Raw genomic sequence first — 13,041 nt, forward strand, 5'->3', positions numbered from 1 at the left:
GCGATTGTTACAGTTACATGACCAGTCTTTTTACCCCCGACACGTTGCCGTGGGCCGACGTTCTCGTTCGCATGGCGGCGGCGACCATCCTCCCGCTGCTCATCGGTCTGGAACGGTTCGTTCGCGACAAGCCTATCGACTTTCGCCCGTTCGTCATCATTTCGGTGGGGGCTTGCGGGTTGCTGATCGCCTCGATGGAATTGCTCCAGACGGCTTCCGACCCGAATTCGCAGATCGACCCGACCCGGGTGATCGAAGGCGTCATCACCGGCATCGGGTTCCTCGGCGCGGGCGCGATGTTCCGCCAAGGCAATTTTGTTCAAGGCGCCGGCTCGGCTTCGGCCATCTGGGCGGCGGGTGCGATCGGACTCACCTGCGGCCTTGGCGATCTGTGGCTCGCCGGTCTGATGACGCTGATCGTGCTCGTTCTGCTGATCGTCAGCGGCCCCGTCACCGAAAAATGGGACGCCGGGCATGCCGAAGACCCGAATGAGGATGACGCTGAAAAAGCCTAGGCGCTCAGCTTGTAGGCCTTCATCAGATCGTAGAGCGTCGGACGGCTGATCCCCAGCAGCTTGGCCGCGCCCGAGATGTTGTTCTCGGTTCGCGTCAGGGCCTGGTGGATCGCCCGGCGGTCGGCGATCTCGCGCGCGGCGCGCAGGTTGATGGGGCTGGCATCGCCCACATCCGCCCCCGCCTGAAGGTCGAGGTCGCCCGCACCCACCAGCTTGCCGTCCGCCATGATGACCGCGCGCTTGATGCGGTTTTCCAGCTCGCGGACGTTCCCCGGCCACGGATGCGCATCGATCGCCTCGACGGCGTCGGGCGCGAGGCCCGACAGGTTACGGCCCAGTTCCTTGGCGTAGCGATGGACGAAATGGCGGGCGAGCAGGACCGCGTCGCCGGTTCGCTGGGCAAGCGGCGGGATAGGCACGACGATTTCGGCGAGGCGATAATAGAGATCTTCGCGGAACGAGCCGTCGGCGGTCATGGCGTCGAGATCCCGGTGGGTCGCGCAGACGATCCGCGTATCGACGGCGATGGGCCGGCGCCCGCCGATCCGCTCGATGATCCGCTCCTGGAGGAAACGGAGCAGCTTCACCTGGAGCGGAAGCGGGATGTCCCCCACCTCGTCGAGGAACAGGGTGCCGCCCTCGGCCTGCTCGATCTTGCCCTCCGTCGTCTTGACCGCCCCGGTGAAGGCGCCGCGCTCGTAGCCGAACAGCTCGGCCTCGAGCAGGTTTTCGGGGATCGCCGCGCAATTGAGGGCGACGAAGGCGCCCTTCCCGCGCGGGCTCTGGTCGTGGACCGCACGGGCGAGCAGTTCCTTGCCGGTCCCGCTCGCGCCCAGCAACATCACCGACACATCGGCGCTGGCGACGCGCTCGATCGTGTGCGCGACCTTGAGCATTTCGGGGCTTGCCGAAACGATCGAGCCCAGCACCGTCCGGCTCTCCCCCGCCTCGCTCTCGAGCCGGCGGTTTTCCTCCTCCAGCGCGTGCAACTGATAGGCGCGCTTCACGATATGGCCGAGTTCGTCGATATCGACGGGCTTGCGATAGAAATCGTAGGCACCGAGCGCGATCGCCTTCAACGCGCTTTCATGCGCATGGTGGCCCGAGGCGACGATCACCTTCGTGTCGGGCTTGAGGCTCTGGATATCGCCGAGCGTCGCGAAGCCCTCGGTCGTGCCGTCCGGGTCGGGCGGCAGGCCGAGGTCGAGCGTGACGACGGCCGGTTCGTGCAGCCGAAGCAGCTCGATCGCCTGCGCGCGGCTGGTCGCGGCGACCACCTCGTAATCCTCGTACGCCCATTTCAGCTGGCGCTGCAGGCCTTCGTCGTCCTCGACGACGAGCAGGATGGGACGAGTGGACTTGGTCATGCGGATTTCCTGACGGGGAGGGGCTCGGCAGCGGCGAGCGTGATGGTGAAGCGGGTGCCCTTGCCGGGCTGGCTGTCGACGTCGAGCCGACCGCCCATCGCGAGAACGAGCCCACGCGCCTCGAAGGCGCCGATGCCGAACCCGCCTTCCTTGGTCGATGCGAAGGGTTCGAACAGGCGCGCGCGCAGGAACTCGGCGTCCATGCCGCCGCCCTGGTCGATGATGTGGACGCGGACTTCGCGGGCATCGCCCTCGACCCGGACGGTGACGGGCGCCTGCGCGGGACTTGCATCGATGGCGTTCTGGACCAGATGGCCGATCGCCTGCTCGAGCCCCTGCGCCTCGCCGATCGCCCAGCGGTCGGGGTTGCCGAGCATCCGGATGTCGTGGGCGCCGCGCCGTGCGGCGATGGCGAACGACGTGATCTCTCCGACCGATACCGGCTCGGCGCGGTTGCCGCGCGTCGCCGATCCCGGCGCGAGACGGGCGAGCAGATCGTTCATCTTTTCCACCGAGCCCTTCAGCGTCGCGACCATGTCGGCGCGGAATTCGGGATTGTCGGCATGACGTTCGGCGTTGCGCGAAAGGAGCGACAGCTGGCTCACCAGATTCTTGATGTCGTGCATGATGAACGCGAACCGGCGATTGAACTCCTCGAACCGTTGCGCCTTGGCGAGCGCATCCTGGACGAGCTTTTCGGCAAGCGCGTTGGCGGCCTGCTGGCCGGCAGTGCGCAACAGGTCGAAATCCTCCCAGTCGAGCGCGCGATGCGGATGGGGCGCGCCCAGGACGACCAACCCGACCAATCGCCGGTCGTTGAACAGCGGCACGCCCACCCATGCCGACGGCACCGCGGCCAGCCATTCGGGAAGCCCGTCCTCGCCCTTGCCGTCGAGGTCGAGAATATGACCCTGCTCCTCGATCCTGGTCCAGAAGGCCGCTTCCGCTTCCTCGTCTATTCGATGGGGCGGGTCGATGCGTCCGCCCTGCCACCCCTGCTGCGCCGAGACGCGCAACCGGTCCTCCTCGTCGCGGACCAGCAGTACCCCACCGGGGGCCTCGACCATTTCGGTGAAGGCGCGCACGATCCGCGTGGCCAGGGACGATCGCTCGGTATCGAAACCGCCCAGCGTCTCCGTGAAGCGCAGCCATTCGGTGCGATAGTCGTAGCGATGCTCGAAGAAATGCTTGGCGATCTTCACGCGGATCCATGCCCGTGCGCGGCGGTTGGACAACAGCGCCATCGCCGCCACGGTAAGAAAGGCGAGCAGGATGAGCGCGATCCCGTCCATCCAGCCCCCCGCGGCCGGCCGAACGGCGTTGGCAAGCACCGCCATGACCGTGAAATAGGCACAGATCGAGAGGACCGACAGCGACTGGAAGGTGGCGGCACGCGAGAGACGGAAACGCCATCCGTCCTCCGACCGGCTGCCGATCGCGAACAGCGGCGCAGCCAGCGCGGCGGCGATGCCGCGGGCGTCCGCCGTCGCCTCGCCCGCCGTGTCCGACCAATAGGCGATCGTGTAGAGATTGAGATCGTAGAACCACAGGCCCGACAGACCGAGCATGGCGTAGCGGATCGTCGACCGGCTTCCCGGCGCGGCCTGGCCGTAGAAATTGTGGACGAGGATCAGTCCGCCCGCCGCCGCCAGCATGCCGAGCAACTGGCGGACGTCGACGATCAGCGGAAAACTGGTTTCATTGTCGGGAATGCCCGGCGCAAAGGCGAGCGTGATCGACGTCATGATCGTCAGACCTAGAACCGCTGCGACCGCGCCGTAGACGAGGCTCAGTCCGCCCTTCTGCTCGCGCCCGTCGGCCTGCACCGCGAGACCGTGCAGCAAGCCGATCCAGACGAGATTGCGCGCGGTTTCGGCGAGGTCGGTCAGCAGCGCGCCGGGATAGAGCGCCTCGAACCAGGCCCACAGTCCGGTTAGGGCGAAGGCCGCCACCAGCGTGCGTTGCCCCGCCGAACGGGGCGCCCGCACCACCTGCCATACGGTCAGCAGCCCGAACAGCGCCGCGGCGGCAAGATGGCTGACAAGCCGAAGTTCGACGTCCATTCTGCCTCCCCGGTGTCAAATCGTCCGACGGTTCGGCACGGGTGTCGGATAAATTTACAAACAAGTGGTGAACGGGAGAGCGAAAATGCAACGACGCACGATGGGGACGAGCGGCATGACGGTCGCGCCGCTCGCGCTCGGCGGCAACGTGTTCGGCTGGACCGCCGACGAAGCAACGAGCTTCGACCTCATTGACCGGTTCGTGGACGCGGGCGGGAACATGATCGACACCGCCGACAGCTATTCGGCCTGGGTACCGGGTCACGAGGGCGGGGAGAGCGAGCGCGTGATCGGCGGATGGCTCCGTCGTTCGGGTCGCCGCGAAGATGTGCTGATCGCCAGCAAGGTGGGTTTCATGGAAGGTCTCGCGCCCGACGTGGTCGCCCGCGCCTGCGATGCCTCGCTCGACCGGCTGGGGACCGATCGCATCGATCTCTACTACATGCACAAGGACGATACCGACGTCCCGCTCGCCGACAGCCTCGGAGCCTTCGACGCGCTGGTGAAGGCGGGCAAGGTCCGCGGCATCGGCCTGTCCAACTTCACCGCCGAACGGATCGACGAGGCGATGCGCGTCGCCGAGGAGAACGGGCTGACGAAACCCGTCGCGCTCCAGCCGTGGTACAATCTCGTCGAACGCGAGCGGTACGAGGGCGATCTGCGCGACGCCGCGGACCGGCACGGGCTTGGCGTCTTCACCTATTATTCGATCGCCAACGGTTTTCTCGCCGGCAAGTATCGCTCGAAGGACGATCTCGACAAGTCGCCGCGGGGCCTTCGGAATATCGGCTATCTGGAGGGCAGGGGGCCTGCCGTGCTGGCGGCGCTCGACGAGGTCGCGGCACAGACCGGCGCCCGGCCGGCGACGGTGGCGCTGGCTTGGCTCGCGGCCCAGCCGACCGTGACCGCACCCATCGCCAGCGCCACCGGCGAAACGCAGCTATCCGAACTGCTCGCCAGCCTCACGCTCGAACTGAGCGAGGAGCAGCGCGCTCGGCTCGACGCCGCCAGCGCCTGGCCGCAACGGGCTACTCGGCGTTGAACCGGTCGATGGCGAGCGCGGTCAAGGCCTCGGTCGCGGTCGAGATCACGGCTTCTGCATCGGGCGCCCAGAAGGGGCTGTGGAGACTGGGCAGTTTGGAGGCATCGCCGCCCGCGGCCTGCCACTTGTCCATCGGCTGCCCGCCGACCCAGAAGATGAGGCTGTCGATGCTCTCGTCGGCGAGACGATAGCGCGAGAAATCCTCGCCCCCCATCACCGGCGGGGTCTCTTGAACCCGCTCGTCGCCGAAGCGCGACTGGAACATCGCCAGCGCATGGTTCGCCAGTTCGGGCGTGTTGTAGGTCGATGGCGTATATTCGTCCTCGCGGATGGTCACGATGGGCATCCGGTCCTCGGGCACGCCCGCGGCCATCGCCTCGGCCATCGCGATGCGCTCGATTGCGGCCAGCAGTTGGGCGCGCGTTTCGGGCGAATAGCTCCGCACCGTCAGCAGCAGTTCGGCCTCGTCCGAGATGATGTTGTGCTTGGCGCCCGCATGGAAGCTGCCGACGGTCACGACGGCGGCTTCCTGCGGATCGATCTCGCGCGCGACGATGGTCTGCAGCGTGGTGACGATCCGGCTGGCGATGACGATGGGATCGCGGGTGGTGTGCGGATAGGCGCCGTGCCCGCCGATCCCGCGCACCGTGATGTCGACACTGTCCACGTTGGCGAGGGCGTAGCCCGGCGAAATCCCGATCATCCCCGCGGGCCCTGCGGCGGCGTCGTGAAAGGCGATCGCCGTGTCGGGCTTGGGAAAGCGCTCGTACAGCCCGTCCTCGAGCATCATGCGCGCGCCTTCGCCGGTTTCCTCGGCCGGCTGCAGGATCATGACCAGCGTGCCCGACCATTCGTCGCGTCGTTCGACCATCTGCATGGCCGCGCCGACCCAGCTGGCCATGTGCGTATCGTGCCCGCAGGCATGCATCACGCCGGTCTCGACCCCCGACTGCGGCGCCGTCGCGCGCACCGTGCTGGCAAAGGGAAGCCCCGTATCCTCGACCACCGGCAGCCCGTCCATGTCGGCGCGCAGCATGACCGTCGGACCCTCGCCATTCTCCAGCACGGCGACCACGCCCGTACCGCCGACCTGCTCGGTCACGGTGAAACCCAGTTCGCGCGCGATCGCGGAAAGATAGGCAGCGGTCTCGCGCTCCTCGCCCGACAGTTCGGGATTGGCGTGCAGCCAGCGGTAATGCTCGATCAGCGTCGGCATGTCCTCGGCGACCGAGGCCCGCAGATTGTCCTGCGCCTGTGCCGGAGCGGCGAAGGCGGTGGCGGCAAGGGCAAGCAGGGCAAGGCGCATGGTTCTACTCCTGGACGAGGTGGATGATGTCGAGCTGGGATTCGTACCGCGGTTCGGGGATGAGCAGGCGATATTCGTTCTCGCCGATCCGCTGGAAGGCGCCGATGACGTCGCGTTCGGGGTCGGCCCCGTACCGCATCGCCCGGTCTTCATCGCCCAGCACCAGCGTGCCGAGGAACACCGCGCGATAGGCGTCGTCGGGAAAAAGCAGTCCGACCTGCCGCTGCGAACCGGTCACCTTGGCGAAACCGTGGACGGCACCCTCCGGTCGGATACGGCACTGGAAGAAGGGATAATCGACATAGGCGAGCGTGCCGTTGCGGCTGCCCAGCTTGATCGTGCGACACCGAAAGGTCCCGTCGGGCAACGACCCGAGCTGGAGCGCGGCATCGGGGTCCGCGATCGCGCCGAGCGTCTCGATCTGGTCGCCATAACCCGCCGCGACCGCCTCCGCCCGCGCGTCGAGGAAGGTCGCGCGCATCCCGCGCAGCCGGTCGGCATCCGCCTGCATCGCGGCGGCGCGCCAGCCCGTCTGCGCCGTCCGGTCGGCAAGAGGCGTCCCGGGTACTTCGGCGCATCCCGCCAACGCGGCGAGGCCGATGAATGAAGAAGCGATGCAAAAACGCGTCATCGTATCCGTCTGTCCTACTGGGCGGTCCAGCCGCCATCCATGCTGATGTTGGCCCCCGTGACCGATCCCGCCTGTTCGCCGCTGAGAAACAGCGCCAGCGCGGCGACCTCTTCGGGGGTCACGAACTTTTTGGTCGGCTGCGCCTTCAGCAGCACGTCGTTCATCACCTGCTCGCGGCTCATGTTGCGCGAGGCCATCGTGTCGGGGATCTGCGCCTCGACGAGCGGCGTCCAGACATAGCCGGGCGAGATGCAGTTGACCGTGATATTCTCCTCGGCGACCTCCAGCGCGACGGTCTTGGAAAAACCCGCCACCCCATGCTTGGCCGCGACGTAGGCGCTCTTGTTGGGGCTCGCGACCAGACTGTGCGCGCTCGCGGTATTGATGATCCGGCCAAATCCCTTCTGACGCATCATCGGAACGATCGCGCGGGTCGTGTGGAACACCGCCGTCAGGTTGAGCGCGATGATCGCGTCCCATTTCTCGGGCGGGAAGTCCGCGATCGGCGAGACGTGCTGGATCCCCGCATTGTTGACGAGGATGTGCGGGCTGCCGATCTCGTCGACGCAATGCTCGATCATCCCGTCGATCGCATCGGCGTCCATCAGGTCGGCATCCGAATAGATCGCCCCCGCGCCCGAACGGTTGGCGAGATCGGAACGTAGCGCCTCGATCTCGTCCGCATCACCGAACCCGTTGATCATCACCGCCGCCCCCGCGTCGGCAAAGGCGATGGCGATGGCCTTTCCGATGCCCGAGGTCGAGCCGGTGATCAAAGCGCGCTTGCCCGTTACATCCATCAACCAATCTCCTTTGGATGACAGGAATGAAGCCGTGTACGGCAACATGCAACCGTCTCGCGGTCGCGACCGTTTGAGAGGTGCAACGAACAGGGGACCCAAGCCAATGCGCCTAGAAGACCGCGACAGCGACAATTTCATCGACCGCACCGGACAGCGCGGTCGCGGCGGCGGCCTCGGCGGCGGTGCCATGTCCAGCGGCATCTTCATGCTGCTGGCGCGCTTCGTCTTCAACAAGTTCGGCCTCGTCGGCATCTTGATCCTCGGCCTCGGCTATTGCGCGCTGTCGGGCGGCCTCGGCGGAATCATGGGCGACGGCGGCTCGCCGCAGGGCGCCTCGTCGAGCGGCGAAAGCACGCTCACGTCGGAAGAGCGCGACCTTCTGGTCAACACGCTCGAAAGCACGGACGAAATCTGGGGGCAGCTGTTCGCGCAGGCGGGAAGCCAATATCGCGAACCCGAACTCGTCGCCTACGAAGGCGGCACGCAGACCGCCTGCGGCTACGGACAGGCGGTGATGGGACCCTTCTACTGCCCGGGCGACAGCCGCATCTATATCGATCCCGATTTCTTCACCGAACTGTCGCGCCGTTTCGATGCGCCCGGCGATTTTGCCGCGCGCTACGTCATCGCGCACGAAGTCGGCCACCATATCCAGAACCTCGAGGGCACGCTCCAGAACGTCCAGCGCCAGCAGCAGCGCGCGGGACGCAGCGAGGGTAACCAGCTCCAGGTCGGCGTCGAACTGCAGGCCGACTGTTATGCGGGTGTCTGGGCGGCGCAGACCGGCGCGATGGAGCCTGGCGACCTCGAGGAAGGGCTGCGCGCCGCCGAAGCGATCGGCGACGATGCGCTACAGCGGCAGGCGGGCCAGGCGGTCCAGCCCGAAAGCTTCACCCACGGCACCAGCGCGCAGCGGATGGAGGCGCTCCGTCGCGGCCTGTCCAACGGCAATCCCGCCGATTGCGACTACGCGGGTTAGGAGCCGCGCGCTCTCGCCAGCGTGTCGGCCAATCGCTCGGCCTGAACGCGGATGTCGGGGACGGCGGTCGATTCCCAGAAGGTACCGCGTGTCGGAGGACCGAGTGCCCACAGCCCTTGCTGGCCGACGACCGCAAGGTTCTTCGTGACCGCGATCCCGATCCCCAGATCATCGATGGGAGCGATGCCGTCGATCACGAGCTGACGGACAAGCGGGTTATCGAGGTGGCAGATGGAGGCATTGGGTCCGGTCGCGTTGATGACGGCATCGACGCGAAGAATGTCCCCCGACCCGGTAGCGCCTCTCGGTGCGACAACGATCTCCACGCCCTCGTCGGTCAGGCTCGCGGACCGAACACGCCCCGCACGAACGTCCAGCCGTCCGTCGTGGCGCATCCGTTCGATGCGCTCGGCGACCTGCGGGGCGAGGCGGTGACGATGGACATTCCACCACGGCAGGGCATGCCGCAGGAATCGGCGCCGATCGGCCGGCGCGAAGCTCGACCAGAGCGCAGCGCTATGGGGTCGAAGCGAGTCCACCGCGGCACGCCATCCACACGCCTCGGCTCGGGCGCGCAACCAGCGCATTGTTTCCGTAACAGACCGGGTGGGAATGTCGGCGAACTCGACGGGCGATGGGGTGACGGCACCATGGCCGAGCGGAAGCTGTCCGCGACGCGACAGCGCGGTCATCGTGCCCCGCTTGCCACTGACGTCGTAGAGCAGCGCGGCATCGACCATCGTCAGTCCGCTTCCGAGAACCAGCAGGTTGGAAAGCTGACGGTCGCGCAGCGCGGCGCGTGCCGCCTCGGACCATGGATTGGCGATGAATCGGTCCCCCAGACCCTTGGCCCATAAGGGAGTATCGGGCGGCTCGTTGCCGGTTGCGAGAACGACGTCTTGCGCGTCGAGCGTGCTGCCGTCCGAAACATGCACCGTCCACCCGCCCCCGCGGCGCTCGAGCCGATGGGTACGCCGATGGATTGATCGGACGAGCCCGGTTTCGACGGCGGCACGATGAAGCGATGAAAGATAGGTGCCATAATCACGCCGGATCGCAAAGCGACCGGGATCGCCACCGGCGGCGAAGTCATCCGGCTCGTCGGGCCATGCCGACATTCCGCGCGCCGGGACATTCAGCAGCAACGCAGGCTCGGCCATCGAGTAAGCGGTGCCCGGTCCATGCTCCGGCCGCGGATCGACGAGGATGCTGGAAATGTCCCGCCTCGCCAGCTGCGCGGCGACCATCGTTCCCGAAAATCCGGCGCCGATGATGACGATGGGAAACGACATAGAGGACATGCGAACGACCGATCGTCACAAGGGGCGCCCGCGAACGGGACGCGACTTCATCGACAACTGCGAAAGGGCTTGAAGGCTCCCGCGCCCTGATCGCTACACTGACGCGGACGGTCCGGAAAGACGTTCGGGAGGCCCCGATTGGGACAGCAGACGGCGCTCCTGATAGGCGAAACGCGCGGCCTTCGACACGTCGCGCTGGAACGAGGCGTTGACCGCTCCGCCGACGAGCGCACCGACGATCGGCACCGCCATCCCGGCCCGTCGGCCTGCGGACGCGAAGGCGAGGGCACGCGATACGCGTTCGATGACCTGGTCGAGAAGCGGCGAGATGTCGTGGTTCTCCATCGGCACGAGCCCGCCGGTGGGATCGAGCGATGCGTCGATCTGGGCGATGATTTCCTCGCGACGATCGCCGCCGCCGGTCGCGGCCAGTTCCAGCACGCGCAGCCGCAGCATCCGTTCTTCGGGGCCATCGCCTTCATACCCGTACGCACGGCCCGTCTGCCGGATATTGGCCAGCGCAACGCCGATGGTGGTCGGAATGTCGGCGCTCATCGTGAGGATGCCGCCGAAACCCGCCGCGGCGCCCGTCGAACCGTTGAGCGCCTGGGCCCGCCGCTGGATCTTGCCCGACAGTTCGCGTGCCTCGTCGAGGCCGCGGGGCGCGTCGGCTGGGTCGATCGAGGGCAGGCGGGCGACCGCCTTGTCGAGCCCCGACAGGACCTTCTCGACAAGCCCATTCGGGACCATCGACGCCGCGAACTTGCCCAGCGGATGGGCCAGCCGCTCGATCCCCCGTCCCACGAAGGAGGGCGAGGAGCGGCGGAATTTGCGTTGTTCGGCGACGATGTCCATGGTGGCTGACCCTTTTTACTTTCGGTACCGATCCAATGGCCGGCCGGGGTGCAGCGTTCCGGGAATCCCCGGCGATCTAGAGCTTTACCAGCATCTTGCCCGTATTCGCCCCTTCGAACAGGCCGAGGAAGGCGTCGAACGTCTTTTCCAGGCCCTCGTGGACGGTCTCGCGCGTCTCGACCTTCCCAGATTGTATCATCGGCACCATCTGCTGATAGAATTCGGGCATCCGGTTCTGGTAATCGGTGAAGATGAAGCCTTCCAACCGCAGCCGTTTCCCGATCGCCAGTGCGAGATATTTGAAGGGGTAGGGGTCCTCGTGGTTCACCGCGTCGATCGCGCCGCATAGCGCGAAGCGCGCGTTCTGGTTGGCAAGCGCCAGCGCGGCGTCGAGGTGATCGCGGCCGACATTGTCGAAATAGACATCGATCCCCTTCTTCCCGATCTCCTTCAGCGCGCCGTGAACGCCCTTCAGGATCGGCGCGGCCTTGTAGTCGACGCACTTGTCCGCGCCGAGGCTTTCCACCCACGCGCATTTGTCCGCGCCGCCCGCCGAACCGATGACGGTCATGCCCTTGGCCTTGGCGATCTGTACCACGGTCGACCCCACCGCGCCCGCGGCGGCGGAGACGAAGACGGTGTCGCCTTCCTTGGCCTGCGCGACGTCCATCAGCCCGAACCAGGCGGTGCCGCCGGTCAGTCCCAGCGTCGAGAGAAAGTGGAACGGGTCCACGCCCAGATCCGGAATCTTGTGCGCTGTCTTGCCCGGCACGACCGCTTCGTCGCGCCAGCCGCCGAAATGCATGACCTTGTCGCCTTCCGCGAAACCATCGGCCTTGCTGGCAACGACCGTGCCGACCGCGCCGCCGTCCATCGGGGCGTCGAGTGCGAACTTCTCGAAATAGCCTTCCTGGTCGTCCATCCGAACGCGCATGTAGGGATCGACCGACAGCCAGTCGTTGCGGACATGGATCATGCCGTCGGAAAGCTCGGGCAAAGCGATCTCGCGCAGTTCGACATCGTCATGGGTGGGCTTGCCCTTGGGGCGCTGCGTGAGGTGCCATGCCTTAGCCATCGTCGTCTCTCCATCGGTTTCTCGTTGCCACCGACCTAAGAGGCGGTGGGAATAAAGGAAAGGCCCGACCGATGGGCCGGGCCTTCCTGTCGTCCGGGTGTGGAGACCCGGGCGATCAATGCGTCTTGCGACCTAGTAGTTGTCGGCAAGGCTGCGGTTGGTCATCCGCTCGCTCTGCGCATCGTCGCTATAGCTGCGGTCGGTGGACAGATTGTCCGAACGACTGCGGCGACGGGCTTCCGACTGGTCGATGTTGAGCATCACCTGATCGTTTTCGACCCGGTCGAACTCACGACACGAAAAGACGTTCAGCGAGTCCGTCTCGCCTTCACCCTTCACGATCATGCGATCGCCACGGATGCTCTGGATCGTTCCGATGGTCTCGCCATCCGAACCGACCACGGTCGTTCCTTCGTTCAGTTCGCTCATCTGGCTGCGCTTCGAATTGCGCGTCTCGCGCCAGGACGAAAATTCGTCGTCGAACCGTTCCTGGTTCTCGCGGCGCCATTCGCGATAATCGTTGTCGAGCGCGTCGATCTGGCGGGTCCGCCATTCGTGATAGTCGCGGTCACCGGTGAACTCGCCTTCGGTCTGCGGACGCGAAAAGCGGTTCTGCGTGTAGCCACGGTCGTAATCGTACGTGTCGGTACGATCGAAGTCGCGCCCCTGCTGACGGCCCTGCTGCTGGCGGCGGCCATAGCCACGGCCTTCGGCACGCGAGCCATACTGGTCATTGTCGTCGGAAAAGCGGCTGCTGCCGTATCCCGCCGAATTCTGCGACATGTCGCGGTCGCGGCCGGTGTAGGGGCGACGATAGCCTTCGTTCGAGTTGCGCATCCGTTCGAAGTCGAAATGCTGATTGCGATATCCATCGCCCGAATGGCCATAGCGCTCGTCCATGTTGCGGCGGGCTTCGGCACGTTCGTCGCCGAACCAGCTACGCACTTCGTCGCCGGCACGGTCGAAGAAGTCGCGGTCGTCGCGATCGTAATTCTCGCGCGAACTGCGCGGTTCGCGATCGTAGCGTTCGCGGCTTCTCGAGCTCATTCTTTCGTGGCGGTCGTTGCGGTCATATCCCATGAAAAGTCTCCCTTTTCTCGTACT

At 66.1% G+C, this 13,041-nt stretch carries 12 protein-coding genes; 3 read left to right on the top strand and 9 right to left on the bottom strand.

From position 1 onward, the window contains the following. The first annotated feature begins 17 nt into the window (after positions 1–17). Positions 18–515 carry an MgtC/SapB family protein gene (locus tag WJT74_RS01055; RefSeq protein WP_343345825.1) on the top strand — a complete coding sequence of 166 codons (498 nt, stop codon included), beginning with the start codon at positions 18–20 and terminating at the stop codon, positions 513–515. Here WJT74_RS01055 and prsR read toward each other — a convergent pair. Next, positions 512–1,882, bottom strand: coding sequence for a PEP-CTERM-box response regulator transcription factor (gene prsR / locus WJT74_RS01060; protein WP_343345827.1), 1,371 nt, complete (start codon positions 1,880–1,882; stop codon positions 512–514). The two genes, WJT74_RS01055 and prsR, sit on opposite strands and share 4 nt — an antisense overlap. Next, positions 1,879–3,945, bottom strand: coding sequence for an XrtA/PEP-CTERM system histidine kinase PrsK (gene prsK / locus WJT74_RS01065; RefSeq protein ID WP_343345829.1), 2,067 nt, complete (start codon positions 3,943–3,945; stop codon positions 1,879–1,881). The genes prsR and prsK overlap by 4 nt, the downstream gene beginning before the upstream one ends. Positions 3,946–4,030: 85 nt before the next feature. Between prsK and WJT74_RS01070 the strand changes: the two genes are divergently transcribed. Continuing rightward, positions 4,031–4,987 carry an aldo/keto reductase gene (locus tag WJT74_RS01070; protein WP_343345832.1) on the top strand — a complete coding sequence of 319 codons (957 nt, stop codon included), beginning with the start codon at positions 4,031–4,033 and terminating at the stop codon, positions 4,985–4,987. On the opposite strand, the gene WJT74_RS01075 is transcribed toward WJT74_RS01070, so the two are convergent. Genes WJT74_RS01075 through WJT74_RS01085 form a run of 3 tightly spaced genes read right to left on the bottom strand, consistent with a single transcriptional unit; the run spans position 4,974 to position 7,724 of the window. Beyond that, complete coding sequence (locus WJT74_RS01075; protein WP_343345835.1) at positions 4,974–6,293, bottom strand: M20 metallopeptidase family protein; 1,320 nt, start codon at positions 6,291–6,293, stop codon at positions 4,974–4,976. The two genes, WJT74_RS01070 and WJT74_RS01075, sit on opposite strands and share 14 nt — an antisense overlap. A 4-nt stretch (positions 6,294–6,297) precedes the next feature. Next, on the bottom strand, positions 6,298–6,924 hold the full coding sequence (locus WJT74_RS01080; RefSeq protein WP_343345838.1) for a DUF4893 domain-containing protein: 627 nt from the start codon (positions 6,922–6,924) through the stop codon (positions 6,298–6,300). 14 nt (positions 6,925–6,938) lie between these two features. Next, positions 6,939–7,724, bottom strand: coding sequence for a 3-hydroxybutyrate dehydrogenase (locus tag WJT74_RS01085; protein ID WP_343345841.1), 786 nt, complete (start codon positions 7,722–7,724; stop codon positions 6,939–6,941). A gap of 106 nt (positions 7,725–7,830) precedes the next feature. Here WJT74_RS01085 and ypfJ point away from each other — a divergent pair, with 106 nt between their 5' ends. Further along, positions 7,831–8,706: a KPN_02809 family neutral zinc metallopeptidase gene (ypfJ, locus tag WJT74_RS01090; protein WP_343345844.1), complete on the top strand. Its 876-nt coding sequence runs from the start codon at positions 7,831–7,833 to the stop codon at positions 8,704–8,706. Here ypfJ and WJT74_RS01095 read toward each other — a convergent pair. The 4 genes from WJT74_RS01095 to WJT74_RS01110 all read right to left on the bottom strand — a co-directional run bounded on the left by WJT74_RS01095 (position 8,703) and on the right by WJT74_RS01110 (position 12,984). Beyond that, complete coding sequence (locus WJT74_RS01095) at positions 8,703–10,007, bottom strand: FAD/NAD(P)-binding protein (RefSeq protein ID WP_343345845.1); 1,305 nt, start codon at positions 10,005–10,007, stop codon at positions 8,703–8,705. The two genes, ypfJ and WJT74_RS01095, sit on opposite strands and share 4 nt — an antisense overlap. Positions 10,008–10,100: 93 nt before the next feature. After that, positions 10,101–10,862: an EcsC family protein gene (locus WJT74_RS01100; protein WP_343345847.1), complete on the bottom strand. Its 762-nt coding sequence runs from the start codon at positions 10,860–10,862 to the stop codon at positions 10,101–10,103. A gap of 76 nt (positions 10,863–10,938) precedes the next feature. Next, entirely contained in the window at positions 10,939–11,937 is a 999-nt protein-coding gene (locus WJT74_RS01105) for an NADP-dependent oxidoreductase (RefSeq protein WP_343345849.1), read from the bottom strand. A gap of 132 nt (positions 11,938–12,069) precedes the next feature. After that, on the bottom strand, positions 12,070–12,984 hold the full coding sequence (locus WJT74_RS01110; RefSeq protein ID WP_343345852.1) for an SWFGD domain-containing protein: 915 nt from the start codon (positions 12,982–12,984) through the stop codon (positions 12,070–12,072). Positions 12,985–13,041 lie beyond the last annotated feature (57 nt).

The sequence above is a fragment of the Sphingomicrobium sp. XHP0239 genome, assembly GCF_039555325.1.
GTDB classification, from domain to species: domain Bacteria; phylum Pseudomonadota; class Alphaproteobacteria; order Sphingomonadales; family Sphingomonadaceae; genus Sphingomicrobium; species Sphingomicrobium maritimum.